General features: G+C 68.4%; 25 protein-coding genes. 14 read left to right on the forward strand and 11 right to left on the reverse strand.

From position 1 onward, the window contains the following. Positions 1-9: 9 nt before the first annotated feature. Genes ACAM54_RS20085 through ACAM54_RS20095 form a run of 3 tightly spaced genes read right to left on the reverse strand, consistent with a single transcriptional unit; the run spans position 10 to position 2,520 of the window. Complete coding sequence (locus ACAM54_RS20085; protein ID WP_369648744.1) at positions 10-696, reverse strand: YceH family protein; 687 nt, start codon at positions 694-696, stop codon at positions 10-12. 47 nt (positions 697-743) lie between these two features. Further along, positions 744-1,460 (reverse strand): phosphodiester glycosidase family protein, encoded by a 717-nt coding sequence (locus ACAM54_RS20090; protein WP_369648745.1) that lies wholly within the window; start codon positions 1,458-1,460, stop codon positions 744-746. Positions 1,461-1,488: 28 nt separating this feature from the next. Next, positions 1,489-2,520, reverse strand: coding sequence for an isocitrate/isopropylmalate dehydrogenase family protein (locus ACAM54_RS20095; protein WP_369648746.1), 1,032 nt, complete (start codon positions 2,518-2,520; stop codon positions 1,489-1,491). A gap of 259 nt (positions 2,521-2,779) precedes the next feature. Between ACAM54_RS20095 and metG the strand changes: the two genes are divergently transcribed. From metG to ACAM54_RS20115, 4 genes are all read left to right on the forward strand, one after another. Continuing rightward, a complete protein-coding gene (metG, locus tag ACAM54_RS20100) occupies positions 2,780-4,870 on the forward strand; it encodes a methionine--tRNA ligase (RefSeq protein WP_369648747.1) in 2,091 nt (696 codons plus the stop codon). Positions 4,871-4,913: 43 nt separating this feature from the next. Further along, on the forward strand, positions 4,914-5,669 hold the full coding sequence (locus tag ACAM54_RS20105; protein ID WP_369648748.1) for an enoyl-CoA hydratase/isomerase family protein: 756 nt from the start codon (positions 4,914-4,916) through the stop codon (positions 5,667-5,669). Between the two features lie 34 nt (positions 5,670-5,703). Then, entirely contained in the window at positions 5,704-5,928 is a 225-nt protein-coding gene (locus tag ACAM54_RS20110; RefSeq protein WP_145745648.1) for a hypothetical protein, read from the forward strand. A gap of 72 nt (positions 5,929-6,000) precedes the next feature. Further along, on the forward strand, positions 6,001-7,677 hold the full coding sequence (locus ACAM54_RS20115) for a SulP family inorganic anion transporter (RefSeq protein ID WP_369648749.1): 1,677 nt from the start codon (positions 6,001-6,003) through the stop codon (positions 7,675-7,677). Here ACAM54_RS20115 and ACAM54_RS20120 read toward each other — a convergent pair. Beyond that, the gene (locus ACAM54_RS20120) at positions 7,674-8,147 is read right to left on the reverse strand and encodes an outer membrane protein assembly factor BamE (protein WP_369651002.1); all 474 of its coding nucleotides are present in this window, start codon (positions 8,145-8,147) and stop codon (positions 7,674-7,676) included. The genes ACAM54_RS20115 and ACAM54_RS20120 overlap by 4 nt on opposite strands. A gap of 69 nt (positions 8,148-8,216) precedes the next feature. Between ACAM54_RS20120 and ACAM54_RS20125 the strand changes: the two genes are divergently transcribed. The 7 genes from ACAM54_RS20125 (at position 8,217) to ACAM54_RS20155 (ending at position 13,750) form a co-directional block, all read left to right on the forward strand. Beyond that, on the forward strand, positions 8,217-8,423 hold the full coding sequence (locus ACAM54_RS20125; protein ID WP_015866864.1) for a DUF3460 family protein: 207 nt from the start codon (positions 8,217-8,219) through the stop codon (positions 8,421-8,423). 55 nt (positions 8,424-8,478) lie between these two features. Then, a complete protein-coding gene (locus ACAM54_RS20130; RefSeq protein ID WP_369648750.1) occupies positions 8,479-9,315 on the forward strand; it encodes a ScpA family protein in 837 nt (278 codons plus the stop codon). Positions 9,316-9,343: 28 nt separating this feature from the next. Next, positions 9,344-10,915 carry an L-aspartate oxidase gene (gene nadB / locus ACAM54_RS20135; RefSeq protein WP_369648751.1) on the forward strand — a complete coding sequence of 524 codons (1,572 nt, stop codon included), beginning with the start codon at positions 9,344-9,346 and terminating at the stop codon, positions 10,913-10,915. Positions 10,916-10,985: 70 nt separating this feature from the next. Beyond that, positions 10,986-11,879: a 3-methyl-2-oxobutanoate hydroxymethyltransferase gene (panB, locus tag ACAM54_RS20140; protein WP_369648752.1), complete on the forward strand. Its 894-nt coding sequence runs from the start codon at positions 10,986-10,988 to the stop codon at positions 11,877-11,879. Positions 11,880-11,895: 16 nt separating this feature from the next. Further along, positions 11,896-12,735, forward strand: coding sequence for a pantoate--beta-alanine ligase (gene panC / locus ACAM54_RS20145; protein WP_369648753.1), 840 nt, complete (start codon positions 11,896-11,898; stop codon positions 12,733-12,735). Beyond that, positions 12,732-13,370: a 7-carboxy-7-deazaguanine synthase gene (gene queE, locus ACAM54_RS20150; protein ID WP_369648754.1), complete on the forward strand. Its 639-nt coding sequence runs from the start codon at positions 12,732-12,734 to the stop codon at positions 13,368-13,370. Before panC ends, queE begins: the two co-directional genes overlap by 4 nt. A 17-nt stretch (positions 13,371-13,387) precedes the next feature. After that, positions 13,388-13,750 carry a 6-carboxytetrahydropterin synthase gene (locus tag ACAM54_RS20155; protein ID WP_145745654.1) on the forward strand — a complete coding sequence of 121 codons (363 nt, stop codon included), beginning with the start codon at positions 13,388-13,390 and terminating at the stop codon, positions 13,748-13,750. 117 nt (positions 13,751-13,867) lie between these two features. Here ACAM54_RS20155 and nadA read toward each other — a convergent pair whose 3' ends face one another. The 6 genes from nadA to ACAM54_RS20185 form a co-directional block, all read right to left on the reverse strand. Then, on the reverse strand, positions 13,868-14,992 hold the full coding sequence (gene nadA / locus ACAM54_RS20160; protein WP_369648755.1) for a quinolinate synthase NadA: 1,125 nt from the start codon (positions 14,990-14,992) through the stop codon (positions 13,868-13,870). A gap of 7 nt (positions 14,993-14,999) precedes the next feature. Next, the gene (nadC, locus tag ACAM54_RS20165; RefSeq protein ID WP_369648756.1) at positions 15,000-15,878 is read right to left on the reverse strand and encodes a carboxylating nicotinate-nucleotide diphosphorylase; all 879 of its coding nucleotides are present in this window, start codon (positions 15,876-15,878) and stop codon (positions 15,000-15,002) included. A gap of 79 nt (positions 15,879-15,957) precedes the next feature. After that, positions 15,958-16,971 (reverse strand): NAD(P)H-dependent glycerol-3-phosphate dehydrogenase, encoded by a 1,014-nt coding sequence (locus tag ACAM54_RS20170; RefSeq protein WP_369648757.1) that lies wholly within the window; start codon positions 16,969-16,971, stop codon positions 15,958-15,960. Between the two features lie 24 nt (positions 16,972-16,995). Further along, positions 16,996-17,460 carry a protein-export chaperone SecB gene (secB, locus tag ACAM54_RS20175; protein WP_015866874.1) on the reverse strand — a complete coding sequence of 155 codons (465 nt, stop codon included), beginning with the start codon at positions 17,458-17,460 and terminating at the stop codon, positions 16,996-16,998. 206 nt (positions 17,461-17,666) lie between these two features. Then, complete coding sequence (grxC, locus tag ACAM54_RS20180; protein ID WP_369648758.1) at positions 17,667-17,927, reverse strand: glutaredoxin 3; 261 nt, start codon at positions 17,925-17,927, stop codon at positions 17,667-17,669. A gap of 20 nt (positions 17,928-17,947) precedes the next feature. Continuing rightward, a complete protein-coding gene (locus ACAM54_RS20185) occupies positions 17,948-18,355 on the reverse strand; it encodes a rhodanese-like domain-containing protein (protein ID WP_369651003.1) in 408 nt (135 codons plus the stop codon). An 81-nt stretch (positions 18,356-18,436) separates the two neighbouring features. On the opposite strand from ACAM54_RS20185, the gene gpmA reads away from it, so the two are divergent. From gpmA to ACAM54_RS20200, 3 genes are all read left to right on the forward strand, one after another. Further along, positions 18,437-19,180 carry a 2,3-diphosphoglycerate-dependent phosphoglycerate mutase gene (gene gpmA, locus ACAM54_RS20190; protein ID WP_145745660.1) on the forward strand — a complete coding sequence of 248 codons (744 nt, stop codon included), beginning with the start codon at positions 18,437-18,439 and terminating at the stop codon, positions 19,178-19,180. Between the two features lie 104 nt (positions 19,181-19,284). Next, on the forward strand, positions 19,285-20,727 hold the full coding sequence (locus tag ACAM54_RS20195) for a S41 family peptidase (protein WP_145745729.1): 1,443 nt from the start codon (positions 19,285-19,287) through the stop codon (positions 20,725-20,727). Positions 20,728-20,768: 41 nt separating this feature from the next. Next, complete coding sequence (locus ACAM54_RS20200; RefSeq protein ID WP_369648759.1) at positions 20,769-21,527, forward strand: ThiF family adenylyltransferase; 759 nt, start codon at positions 20,769-20,771, stop codon at positions 21,525-21,527. Between the two features lie 15 nt (positions 21,528-21,542). On the opposite strand, the gene ACAM54_RS20205 is transcribed toward ACAM54_RS20200, so the two are convergent. After that, positions 21,543-23,555: an AsmA family protein gene (locus tag ACAM54_RS20205; RefSeq protein ID WP_369648760.1), complete on the reverse strand. Its 2,013-nt coding sequence runs from the start codon at positions 23,553-23,555 to the stop codon at positions 21,543-21,545. Positions 23,556-23,558: the final 3 nt, after the last annotated feature.

The following is a 23,558-nucleotide window of genomic DNA, read 5'->3' on the forward strand; positions in this document are numbered from 1 at the left end:
ATCTACCCGCTAACCCGCGTCGGAAATCCCGAGCTCCGAGCACACCCGCCCCACCAGCGCCTTAAGCGATGCGAGCTCGGCCTCGAGCCGCGCCACGTTGGCCTTGAGCGCGGCCACCTCGCCGAGCGATGCATCGTGCGATGCATGCGCCCCCTCGGCCGATGCGCCGCCCGGCCCCGCAAGCTCTTCCGCCGGCGCACCGCTCAAGAGATGCGCCCAGCGGCTCTCGCGCGCACCCGGCAAGCGCGCGAGCTTGACCACCAACGCGCCGGCCGGACGCTCGGCGAGCTCGTCGAGAAAACCCTCGACCGACGAGATGTCGGCGAAGTTGTGCATGCGGTCGCAGGCAATGCGCAGCTCGCCCGCCGTTTGCGGCCCGCGCAGCATCAGCACGGTGAGCAGGATCACCGACTGCGACGGAATGCGCAGCACCCGGTCGATGTTGTGCTCGTAGCGGAACGCCCGGCCACCGCTGGTTTCGGCCACCAGGCTGTAGCCCTTGAGGCTGTCGATGGCGGCCTGCACCTGGGCCTCGCTCAGTTCGAGCACCGGGTTGCGGCTGGTCTTCTGGTTGCAGCCGGACACCAGCGAATTGAGTGTCAGCGGATAACTGTCGGGCACAGTGCGCTGCTTCTCGGCCAGCACGCCGAGCACGCGGGTTTCGACAAGCGAAAGAATGGGAAGGGCCTGGGTCATTGCGGAAGGAATCCTGAATGAAAACGATGGCGGCAAGGGCCGCTTGTTCACGGCACCGCCACGCCGAGTATCGGTCCCAGCTCCCTGGTGAAGTCGCTGCGACCGAGCGCGGGCGAATGCAGTGCCGACACGGTGCCGTCGAGATAGAGCGCGTCGCGGCAACGCAGCACGTCACGAAAGTAGAGCGCAAACTCGTAAAAGTTCACCGGCTGCTCGCTGATCACGAAGATCGCCGTGTGGCCCGATACGCCCACGCCGTTGCGGATCTTGCGCGAATCGGAGTCCGGAATGAAGGCGGGATGCACCACGCCGCGGCGCAGCAGCAGCGGGCCCGACTGGGTCGCCAGCCGGACGCCCCTGGACAGCGCCGGGTACTCCGACGACTCGACCACGCGCGGCCGCCCTTCGTCCGACACCAGGAACACGCCGTTCGGCTTGAGGAAGAAGTTGCCCGTGCCGGCCGCCAGGTTGAGCGGCGCCACCTCCTGCCCTTCCTGCACCAGCAGGCCGACGGGGGAAAAATCGGCGTGGTACATGCCGGCGTTCATCGCGAACACGAGTTGCCGGTTGCGCGCGGCGAGCCAGGCTTCGAGGCGGTCGAGGCGCTTGAACGGGGCGCCCGTGTCGTCGCGCAGGAACAGCTCGAGCCGTTCCCGGCGCAGATCGATCTTCACGACGGTATAGCGCGGTTCGGCGGCTGCCGCGGAGGCCAGGCCGGCCGCACCAGCCACGCACAGGGCCAGCAGTAGCAGCAGTTTTCTCATCGAACCCCGCAGCCGCGGCGCACCTGCTTCAGCCGTTTTGAATGCGGCTGACCAGTGCCTTGGTGAATGCCGCCGTGCCGGCGCTGCCGCCGAGGTCGCCAGTGCGCACCTTGTCGATGTTGAGCGTGTCGTCGATGGCCTTGCGCAGGCGCGCGGCGAGGTCGGGCAGCCTGACGTGCTCGAGCATCAGCGCGGCGGCCAGCAGCAGTGCCGTGGGATTGGCGATGCCCTTGCCGGCGATGTCGGGCGCCGAGCCGTGCACGGCCTCGAAGATCGCCGCATCGGCGCCGATGTTGGCGCCGGGCGCCATGCCCAGGCCGCCCACCAGGCCCGCCACCAGGTCGGACAGGATGTCGCCGAACAGGTTGGTCGTCACCAGCATGTCGAACTGCCACGGATTGAGCACCAGCTTCATCGCGCAGGCGTCGACGATGATGGTGTCGAGCTCGAACTTGCCCTTGTACTTTTCTTCGTAGAGCCGCAGGCCCGTCTCCAGAAACAGGCCGGTCAGCACCTTCATGATGTTGGCCTTGTGCACCAGCGTGACCTTCTTGCGGCCGGTGGCCACGGCGGTCTCGAAGGCGTATTCGAGCAGGCGCAGGCAGCCCTGGCGCGTGTTGATGCCGGTGGCCATGCCCACGGCATGCGGGTCGCCGTCGATGCGCACATAGTGCTCGTGGCCGATGTACAGGCCTTCGAGGTTCTCGCGCACGACCATCAGGTCGATCTTGTCGAAGCGGCCGCCCGGAATGATGGTGCGCGCGGGGCGCAGGTTGGCATAGAGCTGGAATTCCTCGCGCAGCCGCACGTTCGACGAGCGGTAGCCGCCGCCCGAGGGCGTCTCCAGCGGGCCCTTGAGGGCCAGGCGGGTGCGGCGGATGCTGTCCAGCGTGGCCTGCGGCAGCGGATCGCCCGAGGCCTGGACGCCGCCGAGGCCGGCGATCTGGCGGTCCCACTCGAAGGGTGCCTTCAGCGCATCGAGCGCGGCCAGGGTGGCGTCGACGATTTCGGGGCCGATGCCATCGCCGGGAATCAGGGTTGCGGGAATGGGGGTGGTCATCGGAAACTCGCTTTCTGTATATCCATCTTGTATATCTCTTCGCCCTATCAGCAGAGAGGGCGTTCGCGAAATGCGCGGCATGGAGCATACGTCGCGCCGGAGACACCCCGGCACCTTGCGGGTCACTGGGTCCGCCCGGCGCGGCAAAACCGCCGATGCAGGCGCCCGGATCGACGGCATTCGGCATGCCGCGGTGCTGCCACCTAAAATGCCCGGTTCCCGCAAGTTCGTTCGCCACTCCCCGAAAGCGCCCTCCCCGATGTCCGCCCCGCGCAAGCTCTTCGTCACCACCGCCCTGCCGTATGCCAACGGCAAGTTCCATATCGGCCACATGATGGAATACATCCAGGCCGACATCTGGGTGCGGAACCAGCGAATGAATGGCGCCGAGGTCAACTTCGTCTGCGCCGACGACGCGCACGGTGCGGCCATCACCATCGCGGCCGACAAGGCCGGCGTGACGCCGCAGGCCTTCGTGGCCGAAATCGCGGCCGGCCGCAAGCCCTACCTCGACGGCTACTACATCTCGTTCGACAACTGGCACTCGACCGACGCGCCCGAGAACCACCAGCTCGCGCAGGACATCTACCGCGACCTGCGCGCCAACGGCCTGATCGAAACCAAGAGCGTCGAGCAGTTCTACGACCCCGAAAAGGGCATGTTCCTGGCCGACCGCTTCATCAAGGGCGAATGCCCCAACTGCCACTCGAAGGACCAGTACGGCGACAACTGCGAGGTGTGCGGCGCCGTGTACGCGCCCACCGAGCTGATCAATCCCTACTCGGCGCTGTCGGGCGCCAAGCCCGAGCTGCGCAGCTCCGACCACTTCTTCTTCAAGCTCTCGGACCCGCGCTGCGAGGCCTACCTGAAGGAATGGACCGCCGCCCCCGGCCACGTGCAGTCCGAGGTGCAGAACAAGATCCGCGAATGGCTCTACAAGGACGACGAAGGCAAGGGCGGCCTCGGCGACTGGGACATCAGCCGCGACGCGCCCTACTTCGGCATCGAGATTCCCGATGCGCCGGGCAAGTACTTCTACGTGTGGCTCGATGCGCCCGTGGGCTACCTGGCGTCGCTCAAGAACCTGCTCGACAAGCGCTGCATCGAGCTCGGCGGCGACGGCATCTCGTACACCGAGTACATGGCCGACCCCGACCTGGAGCAGGTGCACTTCATCGGCAAGGACATCATCACCTTCCACACCCTCTTCTGGCCCGCGATGCTGCACTTCAGCGGCCGCAAGGCGCCCGACGCGGTGTACGTGCACGGCCACCTCACGGTCAGCGGCGAGAAGATGAGCAAGAGCCGCGGCACCGGCATCGACCCGCTCAGGTACCTGTCGATCGGGCTCGACCCGGAGTGGCTGCGCTACTACATCGCGGCCAAGCTCAACGGCCGCAACGAAGACATCGACTTCAACCCCGAGGACTTCGTCGCGCGCGTCAACAGCGACCTCGTGGGCAAGTACATCAACATCGCGAGCCGCGCGGCGGGCTTCATCGGCAAGCGCTTCGGCGGCAAGCTGGGCGAGGTGTCGGCCGACGGCGACGCGCTGCTGTTCGCGCTGCGCGATGCGGCGCCGCAGCTGCATTCGCTCTACGACGGCCGCGACTACGCCCGCGCACTGCGCGAGGTGATGGCGCTGGCCGACAAGGTGAACGAGTACGTCGACCAGAACAAGCCCTGGGAGCTGGCCAAGAAGGAAGGCCAGGAGGCGCGGCTGCACGACGTGTGCACCGTGTGCATCGAGGCCTTCCGCCTGCTCACGCTGTACCTGAAGCCGGTGCTGCCGGCGCTGGCGGCGAATGTCGAGGCCTTCCTGAAGATCTCGCCGCTGGCCTGGGCGGATGCGGCGCAATCGCTGCCCGCGGGCCATGCCATCGGCGAGTACAAGCACCTGATGCAGCGCGCCGACGCCAAGGTGGTCGACAAGCTGTTCGACGCGCCCGAGCCGGCGCCGGCCGCCGCCGTGGCGCAGGAAGCACTGCCGGGCGGCGAGGCCATTGCGCCCGCCATCGCCATCGACGACTTCGCCAAGATCGACCTGCGCATCGCGAAGATCGTGGCCTGCGAGAAGGTCGAGGGCTCGACCAAGCTGCTGCGCCTGACGCTCGATGCGGGCGAAGGCAAGACCCGCAACGTGTTCAGCGGCATCGCCTCGGCCTACCAGCCCGAGCAGCTCGTGGGCAAGCTCACGGTGCTGGTCGCCAACCTGGCGCCGCGCAAGATGAAGTTCGGCCTCAGCGAAGGCATGGTGCTGGCCGCGAGCCATGGCGACGAAAAGGCCCACCCCGGCATCCACGTGCTCGAGCCCTGGCCGGGCGCGACGCCGGGCATGCGCGTGCGCTGACGCAGAAGCTTGGCGACCCGCCAGGACTGATTTCGATACACCCATGCTTCCCACGCTCCAGATCGACGGCCACGCCGCCTACCTCACCCTGCGCCGTCCGCAGGCCGCCAACAAGCTGACGCCGGAGGATCTGCCGGCCATCGTCAGCCACCTGGAGGCGGCGAATGGCTCGCCGGACGTGCTGGTGCTGGTCGTGCGCTCGGAGGGCAAGTATTTTTGCAGCGGCTACGACATTTCGGAGGTCGCCGCCAGCAGCCAGACCGAGGGCCGCAGTTTCGGCGAGATGGTCGATGCGCTGGAAAACTGCCGCCCCGTCACCATCGCGGCGGTGCACGGCGGCGTCTTCGGCGGCGCCACCGACCTGGTGCTGGCCTGCGACTTCCGCGTGGGCGTGCGGGCCGCCGAGATGTTCATGCCGGCCGTCCGGCTCGGCCTGCACTACTACCAGAGCGGCATGGAGCGCTATGTCTCCCGCCTCGGGCTGGACACGGCCAAGCGGCTCTTCCTGACCGCCGAGAAACTCGACGGCAGCGCGATGCGCGAATGCGGATTCCTCACGCACCTGGCCGAGGACGCGGCGGCGCTCGACGCGGAGGTTCTGCGCCTGCGCACCACGCTCGCCGGGATGGCGCCACTTGCGCTTTTGGGCATGAAGAAGCACCTGAACCAGATCGCGCGCGGCACGGCCGACGCCGCCTCGATCCAGCGCGAGGTGCAGCGCACTGTCGCATCCGAAGACCTGGCCGAGGGCGGCCGCGCCTGGCGCGAGAAGCGCACGCCGGTCTTCAAGGGCCGCTGAGCGCGGCCGTGGGCGCACGGTGCAAAATCCGCGCATGCAAAGCCCTCGCTCCCGCTTCCGACCTTTCGTGTTCGCCGCGCTCAGCCTCGTGGGCGCCCTGCTGCTGGGCGGCTGCGCCGTGGTCACCGTGGCCGGCACCGCCGTGAGCGTGGGCGCCGGCGCAGTCGGCCTCGCGGCGGATGCCGCCATCGGCACCGCGCGCATCACCGGCAAGGCCGTGGGCGCGGCCGCCGACGCGGTGATTCCAGACAGCGACTGAGCCGTCAGCGCCCCGGCGCGCTGTCCACAAGCCTTCCCGCGCACGCTGCGCGCGGGTCACAATGGGCGCCACATGCAGTCACCGCTGAACATCACCCGCTTCCGCCCGCGCCTGCTGGATGCCATGGCGGACTACAGCCGGGAACGCTTCTTCAAGGACCTGGGGGCCGGCGCCACGGTGGGCATCGTGGCGCTGCCGCTGGCCATGGCCTTTGCCATCGCCTCGGGGCTCAAGCCCGAGGCCGGCATCTGGACGGCGATCATCGCGGGCTTCCTGATCTCGCTGCTGGGCGGCTCGGCGGTACAGATCGGCGGGCCGGCCGGCGCGTTCATCGTGATCGTCTACGGCATCGTCGAACGCTACGGCGTGGCGAACCTGCTGATATCGACCGCCTGCGCCGGCGTGCTGCTGTTCGCGGCGGGGCTGTTCGGGCTCGGCCGGCTGGTGCGCTTCGTGCCGCTGTCGATCGTGGTCGGGTTCACCAACGGCATTGCGGTGCTCATTCTTCTGTCGCAGCTCAAGGACCTGCTCGGGCTGACGGTCGCCAAGATGCCGGCAGACGTGTTCTCGCAGCTGCATGCCATGGCGCTGCAGATCGGCACCTTCAATCCCCATGCCTTCGCGCTCGGGCTGGCCTGCGTGGTCGGCTTGGTGATCTGGCCGCTGCTGCTGCAGGACGAATCGAAGGTGGGCCATGCGGTGCAGCGCCTGGCGGGGCGCGTTGCGCGCACGCGCGCGGTGCAGGCGGGCGCGCGCATGCCGGGGCCGATCGTCGCGCTGGTCACGCTCACGCTGGTGTCGTGGGGCTTCAACCTGCCGGTGGAAACCATCGGCACGCGCTTCGGCGGCATTCCCGAAGGCCTGCCGGCCTTTGCGCTGCCCGACTTTTCGTGGGAGACGGTCAAGCAGCTGGTCACGCCGACGCTGACCATCGCGATCCTGGGCGCCATCGAGTCGCTGCTGTGCGCGCGCGTGTCGGACCAGGTCAGCGGCCAGCCGCGCCACGACCCGAACCAGGAGCTGATGGCTCAGGGCATCGCCAACGTGGTGGCGCCTTTCTTCGGCGGCATGCCGGCCACCGGCACCATCGCGCGCACGGTGACCAACATCCGCTCGGGCGCCAGTTCGCCGATCGCGGGCATCGTGCATGCACTCACGCTGATGGTGGTGGTGCTGCTGGCCGCGCCGCTCGCGCGCCACGTGCCGCTCGCGGTGCTGGCGGGCATCCTGATTTTCGTGGGCCTGAACATGGGCGAATGGCGCGAGTTCACGCCGGGGCAGCTGCGCCACTTCAGCCGCCACTACCGGCTGCTGATGCTCGGCACCTTCTTTCTCACGGTGGTGTTCGACCTGACGGTGGCGGTGCAGGTGGGCCTTGTGCTGGCCTGCGCGCTCTTCATCCGGCGCATGAGCGAGCTCTTCAGCGTCGAACTGGTCACGATGCAGCCGCCGGTGCTTACCTACCGGCTCTATGGGGCGCTGTTCTTCGGGGCGGCGGCCAAGCTGGACGAGGCCGTCAACGCCGCCGAAAGCGCGCCGCGCGGCATGACGGTGGTGCTCGACGCCACGCACCTCATCTACCTGGACGCCACGGGCGTCGATGCGCTGCGCCAGCTGCACCGCGCGGTGCTGGCGCGCGGCGGGCTGCTGCGGGTGGAGTCGCTGCAGCCGCAGCCGCTCGAGGTGATCGTGCGCTCGGGGTTTGCCGACGAGCTGACGAGCGGCCAGCCGCGCGCGGCGGAAGGCTAGTTGGCCTCGGTGCTCCGGTCGGGCGAAGAGCCGCTGCGCACCACGCGCTGGTCGTCGTTGAGCGTGGCAGTGAACACCATGGGCGAATTCGGCGGCTGGACCCAGCGCCACTCCCACTCAGTTTCGCGCTTGAGCGCATAGGGCGTGATCTTCGCGGGCTTGCCGAGCATCTTGCGCAGGTCTTCCATCATCATGCCCGGCTGCACCTTGGCGAAGTTCTCGGGCGTGAGCACCTGGCGCAGCGCACTCATCTTGCCGTCGGCGCCGATGGTGATCATGTAGTTCTTCTGGCCCTGCGGCTGGCGGTTGTACTCGAACACGCGGCCGTTCGGCGCGTCCCAGATGTTCTCGGGCTGGCCGAACCGGGCGCGCACGTCGGCTTCGGTGGAGACGCCTTCCTCCAGTTCTGCGATGCGCCGGTTGTCGCAGCCCGCAAGCCCCATCACACCCGCCAGCAGTGCCGCCGCCATGCCGATTCGCCACTGTTTTCGCTGCTTCATTCCATCCCCGGTAAAATTCGCACCACAAAGGTCCAGTCTATGTCCATCTTCCGCCGCCCCCACTACACCTCCGAGATCACCAACTTCATCGAGGAGATGAAAGCCAAGAAGCCGACGCTGGAAGCCGAACAGCGTGCCGGCCGCGCCCTGCTCTGGGACAAGCACCTCGACCGCAGCCTGCTCGAGGAGTACAGCGAAGCCCGCGTGCCGCAGCAGCCCTACGTCTACCAGACCCAAGCCAAGTAATGGTGCCCAGCCGGCATCCATCGTGCGCAGCTATTGAAATGATAGCAAGCACCCGATGAAGGACAACGAGGACAGCGACACGCTCGTGGCCAGCATGCCCGAAGTGGTCGACCAGGTCGCGCTCGCCAGGCTCTATGGCGAGCCGTTGTTCGCGATGCCGAAGGACCTGTACATCCCGCCGGAGGCGCTGCAGGTCTTTCTCGAGGCCTTCGAGGGCCCGCTCGATTTGCTGCTCTACCTGATCAGGAAGCAGAACTTCAACATCCTCGACATCCCGATGGCGGGGCTCACGCGGCAGTACCTGAGCTACGTCGACGAGATCCGCCAGACCAACCTCGAGCTCGCGGCCGAATACCTGCTGATGGCCGCGATGCTGATCGAGATCAAGTCGCGCATGCTGCTGCCGCCCAAGAAGGTGGCCGACGGCGAAGAGGCCGAGGACCCGCGCGCCGAGCTCGTGCGCCGCCTGCTCGAGTACGAGCAGACCAAGCTGCAGGCCGCCGCCATCAGCGCGCTGCCGACCTACGGGCGCGACTTCTGGAAGGGGCAGGTCTACATCGAGCAGTCGCTCAAGCCGCGCTTTCCCGATGTGAACGTGATCGAGCTGCGCGACGCCTGGGCCGACATCATGAAGCGCGCCAAGCTCGTGCAGCACCACAAGATCTCGCGCGAGGAGCTCAACGTGCGCGAGCACATGAGCATCGTGCTGCGCCACCTGCAGGGGCAGCGCTTCGTCGAGTTCGAGAAGCTGTTCGACGTGTCGCGCGGCGCGCCGGTGCTGATCGTCACCTTCATCGCGATGCTCGAGCTCGCGAAGGAAACGCTGATCGACATCACGCAGGCGGAAGCCTTCGCGCCGATCTACGTGCGGCTGGCCTACGCGCCAGCCTGAGTCCTCCCCTCAATCCAAGAGTTCCGCCGTGCACGACTTCGACGTCCTCATCGTCGGCAGCGGCCTTGCAGGCCTCTCCGCCGCGCTGCACCTCGCGCCCACGCACCGCGTGGCCGTGCTGACCAAGCGCGCGCTCAACGACGGCTCCAGCGCCTGGGCGCAGGGCGGCATTGCCGCGGTGCTGGCCGCGGGCGACAGCTTCGACGCCCATGTCGAAGACACGCTGATTGCCGGTGCCGGCCTCTGCGACCCCGAGGCCACGCGCCTGGTCGTCGAGGGCGCGCCGCAGGCCATCGCCTGGCTGCGCGAACTCGGCGTGCCGTTCTCGGAGGAAGGCGGCGGCCTGCACCTGACGCGCGAAGGCGGCCACAGCCAGCGCCGCATCGTGCACGTGACCGACGCCACCGGCGCGGCCGTGCAGCGCACGCTGATCGAGCAGGTGCGCCGCACGCCCAACATCTCGCTCTTCGAGCACCACACGCTGGTCGACCTGGTCACCGGCACCAAGCTGGGCCTGAAGGACCCCGCCTGCGTGGGCCTCTATGCGCTCGACAGCCAAACCGATGAAGTGCTGGCCTTCCGCGCGCCGCACACCATCCTGGCGACCGGCGGCGCGGGCAAGGTGTACCTCTACACCACCAACCCCGACACCGCCACCGGCGACGGCATTGCCGCGGCCTGGCGCGCGGGCTGCCGGGTGTCGAACATGGAGTTCATCCAGTTCCACCCGACCTGCCTCTACCACCCGCACGCCAAGTCCTTCCTGATCAGCGAGGCGGTGCGCGGCGAAGGCGGCTTGCTCAAGTTGCCCGACGGCACGCGCTTCATGCCAAAGCATGATGAACGCGCCGAACTCGCGCCGCGCGACGTGGTGGCCCGCGCCATCGACTTCGAGATGAAGAAGCACGGCCTGGACTGCGTGTACCTCGACATCTCTCACCAGCCGCCGGAGTTTCTCCAGGAACACTTCCCCAACATCCTGGCGCGCTGCCTGGAGCTGGGCATCGACATCACGCGCGATCCCATTCCCGTGGTGCCGGCCGCGCACTACACCTGCGGCGGCGTACGGAGCGACCTGGCCGGGCGCACCGACCTGCCCGGCCTCTACGCCATCGGCGAGACCGCCTGCACCGGCCTGCATGGCGCCAACCGCCTCGCGAGCAATTCGCTGGTCGAGTGCATGGTGTTCGCACGCGCCGCGGCCGACGCCATTGCCGGGGCCCCGTCGCGCGAACGCGCCGCGCTGCCCGCCTGGGACGAAAGCCGCGTCACCGACGCCGACGAAGCCGTGGTCATCTCGCACAACTGGGACGAGCTGCGCCGCTTCATGTGGGACTACGTCGGCATCGTGCGAACCAACAAGCGCCTGGAGCGTGCGAGCCACCGCATCGCGCTGCTGCAGGCCGAGATCCAGGAGTTCTATGCGAACTTCCACGTCACGCGCGACCTGCTCGAACTGCGCAACCTGGTGCAAGTGGCCGAGCTGATCGTGCGCTGCGCGCAGGCCCGCCACGAGAGCCGCGGCCTGCATTTCAGCCGCGACTATCCTTCGCTCGCCGAGCCCACCGCGCCCACGGTGCTGGTGCCGCCGGCCGACTGACCCACCCCGTTTCGTCTTTTCTTCACTCAAGGATGCCCGGCCACCGACGCCCGCAGGGAGAAACCCAACCATGTCGAACACCACCACCCCACAGCCAGAGACCACACCAGCCTCGCCCTACGGCACGCTGCCGCCCGCTTCGACGCCCGCCTCGCGCAAGCCCGTGAGCCTGCCGCGCCTGGCCGACATGCATGCGCGCGGCGAGAAGATCACCATGCTCACCGCCTACGACGCCACCTTCGCGGCCATGGCCGACGCGGCCGGCATCGACTGCCTTTTGGTCGGCGATTCGCTCGGCATGGTCTGCCAGGGCCTGGCGAGCACCGTGGGCGTGACGCTGGACACCATGCGCTACCACACCGACAGCGTCTCGCGCGGCCTGCGCCGCGTGCAGGGCACGGCCTGGCTGATTGCCGACCTGCCCTTCGGCAGCTACCAGGAATCGCGCGAGCAGGCCTTGCGCAGCGCCACGGTGCTGATGCAAGCCGGCGCCCACATGGTCAAGCTCGAAGGCGGCGGCTGGACCACCGAGACGGTGCGCTTCCTGGTCGAGCGCGGCATTCCGGTGTGCGCGCACCTGGGCCTGACGCCGCAGACCGTGCATGCGCTCGGCGGCTACCGCGTGCAGGGCAAGGGCGATGCCGGCGCGCTCCTCAAGCAGCAGGCCCATGCGCTGCAGGACGCGGGCGCGACGATGCTGGTGCTCGAGATGGTGCCGGCCGCGCTGGCCGCCGAGCTCACGAATGAACTGAAGCACTGCGCCACCATCGGCATCGGCGCCGGCAAGGGCACCGCCGGGCAAGTGCTGGTGTTGCACGACATGCTGGGCATCAACCTCGGAAAGATGCCGAAGTTCGTGCGCAACTTCATGGCCGACGCGCCGGGCGTGTTGCCCGCTCTCAAAACCTACGTGCAGGCCGTCAAGGACGGCAGCTTCCCCGACGACCAACTCCACGCCTGGTAAGGAAGGAAACGAGACCATGTACATCGCACACACCATCGCCGAACTGCGCAACCATCTGGCCGCCTTCAAGCGCCCTGCCTTCGTCCCCACCATGGGCAACCTGCACGACGGCCACCTGGCACTCGTGCAGCAGGCCAGGCCGCTGGGCGACGTCACCGTGGCGAGCATCTTCGTGAACCGCCTGCAGTTCCTGCCGCACGAGGATTTCGACACCTACCCTCGCACCTGGGACAGCGACTGCGAGAAGCTGCGCACGGCCGGCTGCGACGTGCTCTTTGCGCCCGACGAAAAGGCGCTCTACCCCGAGCCGCAAACCTGCAAGGTGCATCCGGACCCGGCGCTGGCCGACATCCTCGAAGGCCACTTCCGCCCGGGCTTCTTCGTCGGCGTGTGCACGGTGGTGCTCAAGCTCTTCCAGTGCGTGCAGCCGCGCGTGGCGGTGTTCGGCAAGAAGGACTACCAGCAGCTCATGATGATCCGCCACATGGTGCGGCAGTTCGCGCTGCCCATCGAGATCGTGGGCAGCGAGACCTTCCGCGCCGACGACGGACTCGCGCTGTCGTCGCGCAACGGCTACCTGAGCGAGACCGAGCGCGCGGAAGCCGTGCAGCTGTCGAAGGCGCTGAAGGCGATGGCCGAGGCGGTGCGCGCTGGCGAACGCGACTTGGCCGCGATCGAAGCGCGGGCAATGCAGGCGCTGGCGCAGCGCGGCTGGCAACCGGACTATCTTGTGCTGCGGCGCCGCTCCGATCTGCAGGCGCCCTCGGCCGGCGAGCCGCTGGTGGCGCTGGCCGCCGCGCGGCTGGGCGGTACGCGGCTGATCGACAACCTCGAAATCGAGGCCATGCCCTCATGACCTACAGCGTCAAGGAAATCTTCTACACCCTGCAGGGCGAAGGCGGCCAGGCCGGCATGCCGGCCGTGTTCTGCCGCTTCGCGGGCTGCAACCTCTGGACCGGCCGCGAGGAAGACCGCGCCACGGCCGTCTGCCGTTTCTGCGACACCGATTTCGTCGGCACCGACGGCACGCTGGGCGGCAAGTTCAGGGATGCCGAGCTGCTGGCCGACACCATCGCCGCGCAGTGGCCGGCCGACGATGCCGAGCATCGGTTGGTCGTGCTGACCGGCGGCGAGCCGCTGTTGCAGGTGGATGCTGCGCTGGTCGACGCGCTGCATGCGCGGCGCTTTCGCATTGCCGTGGAAAGCAACGGCACGGTCGCCGCACCCGAAGGCATCGACTGGCTCTGTATCAGCCCCAAGGCCGGTGCACCCTGGGTGCAGCAGCGCGGGCAGGAACTGAAGCTGGTGTGGCCGCAGACCGAGTTCGACCTCGGCACGATGGCGCACACCGGCGAGTTCACGCACCGCTTCCTGCAGCCGATGGACGGGCCCGACCGCGCGGCCAACACCGAGCTGTGCATTGCCGAATGCATGCGCCATCCGGCGTGGCGCCTGAGCGTGCAGACCCACAAGATCACCGGCATCCGCTGAGCGCGGAATTTCTTCAGATGCGATTCACCATCAGCCAACGCTTTTTCTTCGACGCCGCGCACACGCTCAAGCGCGAGATCGAAGCCGAAGGCAGCCGCCGTATCCACGGCCATACCTACCATGCCGAAGTCTGGCTTGCGGGCCAGCGCGACCCCGTCACGGGCATGGTCGTCGACCTCGGATTGCTGCGCCGCCGGCTCGACGACGTGCGCGAGCAGCTCGACCATCACCTGCTCGACGACGTGGCGGGACTGCATCCGCCGACGCTCGAAAACCTGTGCCTGTTCATTGCGGACGCGCTGCCCGAATTCCGTCCCTCGCTCGCGCGGGTGCGCGTGTGGCGCGAGGCGCTGGGGGACAGCTGTACGCTGGAGTTCTAGGTTTTACTCCCTCCCCTTCCGGGGGAGGGTCGGGGTGGGGGCAAGCGGCGCCTCCATCGAGCGCACTGCCCGCCCCCATCCCAGCCTTCCCCCAGCGGGGGAAGGAGCAATACGCAATCAGGTCGCGCCGATGCCCGCAACCAGGCTGCCCGGCGCCTGGCCGTTCTTGAGCCCGGCCGTGAACGCCAGCATCCGGTCGATCGGCACCCGCGCACGCACGCCCAGCGCCGGATCGACGTGGATCTCGCCCGCACCCGTCTCCAGCGCATTCGCCAGCTCCACCAACCCATTCATCGCCATCCACGGGCAATGCGCGCAGCTCTTGCAGGTGCCGCCGTTGCCGGCCGTGGGCGCCTCGATGAAGGTCTTGCCGGGGTTCAGCGTACGCAGCTTGTGCAGCATGCCGGTGTCGGTGGCAACGATGAATTCGCTCGCGTCCAGGCGCTGCGCCGCGTTCAGGATGGCCGAGGTGGAACCCACCGCATCGGCCAGCGCGATCACGTCGGCCGGCGACTCGGGATGCACCAGCACCTTGGCGGCCGGATGCGCCTTCTTGAGCAGCTCGAGCTCGAGCGCCTTGAATTCGTCGTGCACGATGCAGGCGCCGTTCCAGCTGACCATGTCGGCGCCGGTCTGGCGCTGGATGTAGTCGCCCAGGTGGCGGTCGGGGCCCCAGAGGATCTTGCGGCCCTGCGCATGCAGCGCGCTCACCACCTCGAGCGCGCAGCTCGAGGTGACGAGCCAGTCGGCGCGCGCCTTCACGGCCGCGCTGGTGTTGGCGTAGACCACCACGGTGCGGTCCGGGTGCCGGTCGCAGAAGGCGCTGAACTCATCGACCGGGCAGCCCAGGTCGAGCGAGCAGTTGGCGTCCAGATCGGGCATGAGCACGCGCTTCTCGGGCGAGAGGATCTTGGCGGTCTCGCCCATGAAGCGCACGCCCGACACCACCAGCGTCTGCGCGGCATGGTCGCGGCCGAAGCGCGCCATCTCGAGCGAATCGCTCACGATGCCGCCGGTTTCCTCGGCCAGGTCCTGCAGGTCGGGGTGCACGTAGAAGTGCGACACCATCACGGCATTGCGCTCGCGCAGCAGGCGGCGGATGCGTTCCTTGAGCGCGATGCGTTCGCCGGGCGCGGGCTCGGTCGGCACGCGTGCCCAGGCGTGGCGCGTGTCGCAGGCCGCGCCGGCCCCGGCCGCGGGTTGTTCGTAGTCGACGTCGATGACGAAAGATGGAGCAGCCATGGCGCGCTCAGCCTTCCTGGAAGCGCATCGAGAAGTCGATGGCCTTCACGTCCTTGGTGAGCGCACCGACGGAGATGCGGTCCACGCCGGTGTCGGCCAGCGTGCGCAGGCCCTCGAGCGTCACGCCGCCCGAAATTTCGAGCACGGCCTTGCGGTCCTCGCCAGCTTGCGCGTTGATGCGGACGGCCTCGCGCAAGGTCGGCAGGTCCATGTTGTCGAGCAGCACCATGCGCGCGCCCGCCTCGAGCGCCTCGCGCAGCTGCGCGAGCGTTTCGACTTCGACCTCGACGAAGGCCGCGCGCTGCGCCACCGGCGCCACGGCGCGCAGCGCCGCGGCCACGCCGCCGGCCGCGGCAATGTGGTTTTCCTTGATGAGCACCGCGTCGTAAAGGCCGATGCGGTGGTTCACGCCGCCGCCCGTGCGCACCGCGTACTTCTGCGCCAGGCGAAGGCCCGGCAGGGTCTTGCGGGTGTCGACGATGCGCGCGCGCGTGCCGCGCACCGCGTCGGCGTAGGCGGTCGTCTTGGTGGCGACCCCGCTCAGGAGCTGAAGAAAGTTGAGCGCGGTGCGCTCGGCCGTGAGCAGTGCGCGCGCGGTGCCCTCGATCTCCAGCACGGTCTGGTCGGCCGCGCAGCGCTCCCCCTCGCCACACAGCCAGCGGATGCGGGCCTGCGGATCGAGCTGCCGCACGGTGGCTTCGACCCAGGGCGCGCCGCAGAGCACGGCCGCCTCGCGCGCCAGCACGCGGGCATGGGCGCGGCGGCCGGGGGCGACCAGCGAGGCGGTCAGGTCGCCGTCGGCCACGTCTTCCTGCAGGGCCCGGGCGGCGTCGGCCTGGGCCAGCGCGGCCACGGCCGGCGCCGAAAAATCAAAGCGAGGGCTCATGGCTGTCTTGTCTCTTCAGTCTTGTGGTGATTCATGGCATGCGGCAGGGCCTTGGCATGCGATTCGAGGTGTGCGTCCCTTAGCCCCTGACGGATTCAGGGACCGGATCGCGGCCGGTCAGCGAAGCCACCGCCTGCTGCGGGCTCAGCCGACCGTCGAGCAGCGCGACCACGCCTTCGGCGATGGGCATTTCCACCCCCAGGCCACGCGCGCGCTGCACCACGGTGCGCGCGCAATAGACGCCTTCGGCCACATGGCCCAGCGAAGCCACGGCCTGCGCGAGCGTTTGGCCCTGCGCCAGCAGCAGGCCCACCTTGCGGTTGCGCGAGAGGTCGCCGGTGGCCGTCAGCACCAGGTCGCCAAGGCCCGAAAGGCCCATGAAGGTCTCGGCGCGCGCGCCAAGCGCCAGTCCGAAGCGCGTCATTTCGGCCAGGCCCCGCGTGATGAGCGCCGCGCGCGCATTGAGCCCCAGCGCCAGGCCGTCGCAGAGGCCGGTGGCAATCGCCAGCACGTTCTTGACGGCACCGCCGACCTCGACGCCCACGATGTCGTCGTTGGCGTAGACGCGCAGGGCCGGTCCGTGAAAGGCGTCGACCAGCGCGTCGCGCACCGCGGCATGGGGGCTTGCGGCCACCAGCGCCGTCGGGCGGCCCTCGGCGACTTCCTGCGCAAAGCTCGGACCGCTGAGCACGCCGGCCATCAGTTCAGGCGCGACCTGTCCCCAGATTTCGTGGGCCAGCAGGCCGTAAGAAGCGGGAGAAGAGGCATCGAGCGCCGGCTCGACGCCCTTGCACAGCCATGCCACCGGCGCGGTCGTGCCGCGCAAAGCGATGAGCTGCTGGCGCAGGGCAGCCATGGGCGTGGCCACGACGACGAGCTCGGCGCCCGCCTGGGCCTGGTGCAGGTCGCCGGCGCGCACCGTGAGTGCGGGCGGCAGCGCCAGGCCGGGCAGGTAGCGGACGTTTTCGCGCACCTTGGAGATGGCCGCCGCCTGGGCCGCATCGCGCGCCCAGAGCGTGACCTCGTGGCGGCCCGCCGCGTTGACAGCCAGCGCCGTGCCCCAGGCACCGGCGCCATGAACGCAGATCTTCATCGGCGTTGCGGCGCTGCGCCGGCTTTACTGCGTGACGATCGGCGAGGGCTGGCCGGCGGCCTGCGCCTGCTGCTGCTCGTACATCGCCTGGAAGTTGATTTCCGCCAGGTGCACGGGCGGGAAGCCGCCGCGCTGGATCACGTCGGCCACATTGCCGCGCAGGTACGGATAGACGATCTGCGGGCAGGCGATGCCGAGGATCGGGCCCATCTGGTCTTCGGGCAGGTTGCGGATCTCGAAGATGCCGGCCTGCTTGGCTTCGACCAGGAACACGGTCTTGTCCTGGATCTTGGTCTGCACCGTGGCCGAGACGGTGATCTCGAAGATGCCTTCGGCCACCGGCTGGGCGTCCACGCCGAGCTGGATGTCGACCGTGGGCTGCTCCTGCTCGAGCAGGATGGCGGGCGAATTGGGCTGTTCGAGCGACAGGTCCTTGAGGTAGACGCGCTGGATCTGGAAAACGGGATCTTGGGCTTGCTGGTCGGCCATGGCTGAACTTTCGAGGATCAAAACAATGCCCGCCGGGGAGAGCTTCCCGCAGCGGGCTGCAGATGAATGGGTAAACGATTATCGCCCGGCGCCCGGACCCATTCGTGAAACACCGCGGAACCGGCTTTGCCGGGCCGCAGGTGCTGCCCCCGGCGAGGGGGTGGGCGAAGCGACACGAAGTGCGCGAAGACTGGGGGAGAGCCTCATCAAGCGCCTTGCAGCAGGGGCATCAGGCCACCGCGGCCGTCCAGCGCCACCAGGTCGTCGCAGCCGCCCACGTGGGTGTCGCCGATGAAGATCTGCGGCACCGTGCGGCGCCGGGTGGTCTCCATCATGGCGCTGCGGGCCGCGGGATCGCTGTCGATGCGAATTTCCTCGATTTGCTCGACACCCTTGGACTTGAGGATCTGCTTGGCACGAATGCAGTAGGGGCAGACGGCGGTGGTGTACATCTTGACGGCTTGCATGCGCTGTATCTCGGGGGGTTTCAGGCCTTTTCAACCGGCAGGTTAGCGTCTTTCCAGGCCTTCAGGCCGCCGGAAACCGCTTGGGCCTGCTCGTAGCCGAGTTTCTTGGCCATGGCCACGGCGCGCTGGGCGCGGGCGCCCGTGGCGCACACCAGCAGCAGCGGCACGTTCTTGTTCTTGACCGCGCCGGTCAGTTTTTCCTCGAGCTGGTTCAGGGGCACGTTCTTGGCGCCGATCATGTGGCCGGTGGCGAACTCTTCGGGTTCGCGCACGTCGACCAGCACCGCGCGTTCGCGGTTGATGAGATGCACCGCCCCCTGGGCCGTGAGCGTGCCGCCGCCGGCGCCGCGCACGAGCGGCCAGGCCAGCATGCCACCCGAGCTGAGTGCGATCAGGATCAGCATCCAGTTCGCGGTGACGAATTCGATCAATTTCACGGGGGTTCCTTGGATGGCAAACCCGGGATTTTAGAATGCTGGTTTTCCCAAGCGCTGCCAAAGGCTTCCCACATGCACAAACTGGTACTGATCCGCCATGGCGAATCGACCTGGAATCTCGAAAACCGTTTCACCGGCTGGACCGACGTCGACCTGACCGAAACCGGCATCGAACAGGCCAAGCAGGCCGGCCGGCTGCTCAAGGCCGAGGGCTACGACTTCGACGTGGCCTACACCAGCGTGCTCAAGCGCGCCACCCGCACGCTCTGGCACACGCTGGACGAGCTCGACCGCACCTGGCTGCCCGTGGTGCATTCGTGGCGCCTGAACGAGCGCCACTACGGCGCCCTGCAGGGCCTCAACAAGGCTGAAACCGCCAAGAAATACGGCGACGAGCAGGTGCTGGTCTGGCGCCGCAGCTACGGCACCCCGCCGCCGCCCCTGGAAGCCGACGACCCGCGCAGCGAACGCTCCGACGTGCGCTACGCCAAGCTCGCGCCCGAGCAGATCCCGCTGACCGAGTGCCTGAAGGACACGGTGGCGCGCGTGCTGCCGTTCTGGAACGAATCGATGGCACCGGCCATCCGCGCCGGGCGCCGCCTGGTGGTGGCTGCGCACGGCAATTCGATCCGCGCGCTGGTCAAGTACCTCGACGGCATTTCGGACGACGCCATCGTCGGCCTGAACATCCCGAACGGCATCCCGCTGGTCTACGAACTCGACGACGAGCTCAAGCCGCTGCGGCACTACTACCTCGGCGACGCCGCAGCCGCCGAAAAGGCCGCCGCAGCGGTGGCCTCGCAGGGCAAGGGCTGAAAAAAGAAAGCCCCTCGGCGGCGCTCCCCCGTGGAACCCCGGCAGGCAATTTGCTTCCAAGCTGTGTATATTGGTTCGACAGCCGACAAGGACAATCACTCATGATGGGTCAGAAACTGAAGATTACCGGCTGGGTTGCCGCCGGCGCCGTTGCCGGCGTCTTGACCACCGTCTCGTTGCAGACGGTTGCACGCGGTTCGCTTGCGCCGCTCCCGCTCGAAGAATTGCAGCAGCTCGCCGCGGTGTTCGGCATGGTCAAGAGCGACTATGTCGAGCCGGTCGACGAGAAAAAGCTCATTTCCGACGCCATCTCGGGGATGGTGGCCGGACTCGATCCGCATTCCCAGTACTTCGACAAGAAGTCCTTCAAGGAATTCCGGGAAGGCACCACCGGCCGCTTCGTCGGCGTGGGCATCGAAATTTCCCAGGAAGACGGACTCATCAAGGTGGTGTCGCCGATCGAGGGCTCGCCGGCCTTCCGCGCGGGCCTGAAGCCCAACGACCTGATCACCAAGATCGACGACACGGCCGTGCGCGGCCTGTCGCTCAACGAAGCCGTCAAGCGCATGCGCGGCGAGGCCAACACCAAGGTGCTGCTGACCATCTTCCGCAAGGACGAGAGCCGCACCTTCCCGGTCACGATCACGCGCGAGGAAATCCGTACCCAGTCGGTGCGCGGCAAGGTCATGGAGCCCGGCTACGGCTGGATCCGGCTGTCGCAGTTCCAGGAACGCACGGTCGACGACTTCGTGAAGAAGGTCGAGGACATCTACAAGGAAGAGCCCAACCTCAAGGGCCTGGTGCTCGACCTGCGCAACGACCCGGGCGGCCTGCTCGACGCGGCCGTCGCCATCTCGGCCGCCTTCCTGCCCGAGAACGTCACCGTGGTGTCGACCGACGGCCAGCTGGCCGAGAGCAAGTCCGTCTACAAGGCGGCGCCCGAGTTCTACCAGCGCCGCTCCGGCAGCGACCCGCTGCGCAACCTGCCCGCGGCGCTCAAGACCGTGCCGCTGGTGGTGCTGGTGAACGAAGGCTCGGCCTCCGCGAGCGAGATCGTGGCCGGCGCGCTGCAGGACCACAAGCGCGCCACCATCATGGGGAGCCAGACCTTCGGCAAGGGCTCGGTGCAGACGGTGCGCCCGCTCGGTCCGGACACGGGCCTCAAGATCACCACGGCGCGCTACTACACGCCCAGCGGCACCTCGATCCAGGCCAAGGGCATCGTGCCCAACGTGCTGATCGACGAAAGCGCCGAGGGCAGCCCCTTCGCCGCCCTGCGCATGCGCGAGGCCGACCTCGAAAAGCACCTGGCCAGCGGCCAGGGCCCTGAAACCAAGGACCCGGAACGCGAAAAGGCCCGCGACGAAGCCCGCAAGCGCCTCGAGGAAGAAGCCAAGAAGCCGCCGCAGGACCGCAAGGTGCCCGAGTTCGGCACCGACAAGGACTTCCCGCTGGTGCAGGCGCTCAACCGCCTCAAGGGCCAGCCGGTGCTGGTCAGCAAGACCCAGGTCATTGTCGAAAACAAGGAAGAGAAGAAGGAAAACTGAAGCCGCGCAGCCCCCAGAGGCAGCGGCGGCCCGAGGCGCGCATGGACGACCACGACCTGCTGCGCTACTCGCGGCACATCCTCCTCGAGGAATTCGGCATCGACGGGCAGGCGCGCGTGAGCGCCGGCCGCGTTCTTGTCATCGGTGCCGGCGGGCTGGGCTCGCCGGTTGCGCTTTATCTCGCGGCCGCGGGCGTCGGCCAGATCACGCTGGTCGACGACGACGAGGTCGACCTCACCAACCTGCAGCGCCAGGTCGCCCATACGAATGCGCGCGTCGGCCGGCCCAAGGTCGAATCGGCGGCCCAGGCCATGCGCGACATCAACCCGGATATCGCGATCGAGACGCACGCGCTGCGTGCCGACGAGGCCCTGCTTTCGCGCCTCGTCGCGGCAGCGGACGTGGTGGTCGATTGCTGCGACAACTTTGCCACCCGCCATGCGGTCAACCGGGCCTGCGTGGCACACGGCAAGCCGCTGGTGGCGGGCGCCGCGATCCGCTTCGACGGCCAGTTGAGCGTGTATGACACGCGCGACGAGGCCTCGCCCTGCTACGCCTGCATCTTCCCGCCCGATGCGGCCTTCGAGGAAACGCGCTGCGCGGTGCTCGGGGTGTTCGGCCCGGTGGTCGGCACCATCGGCACGCTGCAGGCCAGCGAAGCGCTCAAGCTGCTCGCCGGCATCGGGCCGTCGCTCGCGGGCAAGCTCCTGATGTTCGACGGGCGGCGCACCGCCTTCGATACGCTGAAGATCGCGCGCGATCCGCACTGCAGCGTGTGCGCGCAGCGCGCGCGCGCCTGAGCGGGCGCCTGCGGCTCAGCGCGCCCTCGCGCCCTTGGCCTTGGCGGCACCAGCGGCCGCCGGACCGGCGCCGGGCTTGTTGGCCTGCCCCAGCACGCTCTTGCAATCGGAGTCCTCGCCCGGACCGCTTTCGACGGTCGCGGCCAGTGCCAGGAGCGGATTGACGGCACCCAGCGCCAGCGCGGCCAGGCCACGCTGGGCCAGCGGAACCACCTTCAGGCCGCCTCTCGGTGCGCCGAAGGTGCCGCTCACCACCAGCGGCGTGCGGACCGACAAAATGCTCTTGCTCTTGGGCTCCGGGTAGACCACGAAATCGAGGCCCTCGGTGGCCAGGTTGGCCTGCCCCGTGGCGGTGAACACGGCATTGGTCGTGTCCAGCATCAGCGTGCGCCCCGTCATCAGCCCCTTGTTCACGTCGAACGCCAGCGCCGCGCAGCGCAGTTCGACGTTGCGGTCGCCGCGCAGCAGGAACTTGATGATGTCGCCGCCCACCAGTGTCGCGAACACAGGCAGCAGGTTGCCGAACTGGCCGCGCCCCGCCATGACCGCCACGTCGCCCGAGGCGCCCCCGAGCCAGTTGGCCACGGTGCTGCCCGGGCCCGACAGGTTGATGCGCCCGTCCAGCCGCCCCACGCTGTTGCCCGTGGTTTCGAGCTTGGGGAAAACTCGCGCCAGCTGCATCGCGCGCACGTCGAGCGAGGCCCGGATGTCTGCCGGGTTCTTCGAGGCATCGATGCGGATCGCACCGCTCATCCTGCCGCCGGCTATGCCGAGGTCGAGGGGATCGAGCGTCAGCACGCCGTCGGCCAGCTTGACCTGCACGCTGCCGCGATCGAGCGGGATGTCGCGTACGTTCCGGATGCGGTCCGCCGTGTACTTCACGTCGGCGTTCATCGCATGCACGCGCTCGAAGTCGAGCGGGGCCGCGGGCAGCACCTTGCCGCCGGGGCGCCTGGCCTGGGTGATGGTCGGCGGCGGCGCCACGCCTTCCACCGCCCGGGCCGAGCGTTCGGTGGGCCGCAGGCCGATCAGCGGGCCCAGGTCGTCCATGTCCATCAGCCGGGAGCGCAACTCGCCTGCCAGATGCGGCACCCGGCCGGCCTTGTCGAAGCGCATGTCGCCGGCGATATCGGACAGGCCGAGCCGGCCCTTGAGTCCCGCCACCTCCCACAGCTTGCCGCGCTTGCGCAGGTCGCCGCTCAGTGCATAAGGAGAGGTTTCCGGCAGTGCGATGCCCAGCAGCGGGAACAGGGCGCCGAGGGTCTGGCCCTTGAGATCGAACCTGGCCTCGATGCCGTCGAGGTCGGCGAAGTCGGTCACGGTGCCCGATGCCTTCAGCCGGGTGTGGCCGGCCGCGGCATCGATCTCCATCGGGAACGGCGGCTGGCCGGCCGCCTTGAGCTGCAGCACGTTGCCGGTGCGGCCCTCCGCACTCAGCGGCTGGCCCTTGTAGCGGCCCTTGATGCGAAAGTTCAGGGGAAGCGCCCCGCGGCTGGTGTCGTAGCTCACGTCCGCATGCAGGTCGACGCCCAGGTGCGTGGCCAGGAAATCGACCGCGCCGCTGTCCACCTGCATCTGGCCGATGACCGGAACGGTGCCGGGATCGGAGGTGTCCTTGCCGAGCGCCCACGTGCGGCGCCCGTCCTGTTCCATTTGCAGGCCCAGGATGGGCGAAGAAAGCGCCAGCCGCGGGATCACCACCTTCTGCGTGAGGAGCAGCGGCCACAGCCGGATGTCGAACTCGGCGCGCTCGGCCTTGACCAGATAGGGGTCGCGGGCCCAGGGCGGATTGGCAAACTCGATGCCGTCGGCCTTGACGGTGGCGCCGCGCAGGCCGATGCCCACATCGAGCCGGCGCGTGATCTCGAACTTGCGCCCGGTCTTCTCGCTGACGTAGCGATTCACGGGCCCGCGCAAGGTGTCCCACGGGAAGAACACCAGCAGCACCGCCAGCGCGGCAAGCAGCAGCACCACAGCCGCAAGCAGCTTGAGCCAGAGCGGCCGGTGGCGAAGGACGTTCGTTGCCATGAA

The sequence above is a fragment of the Variovorax sp. V93 genome (assembly GCF_041154485.1).
GTDB lineage: Bacteria > Pseudomonadota > Gammaproteobacteria > Burkholderiales > Burkholderiaceae_C > Variovorax > Variovorax beijingensis_A.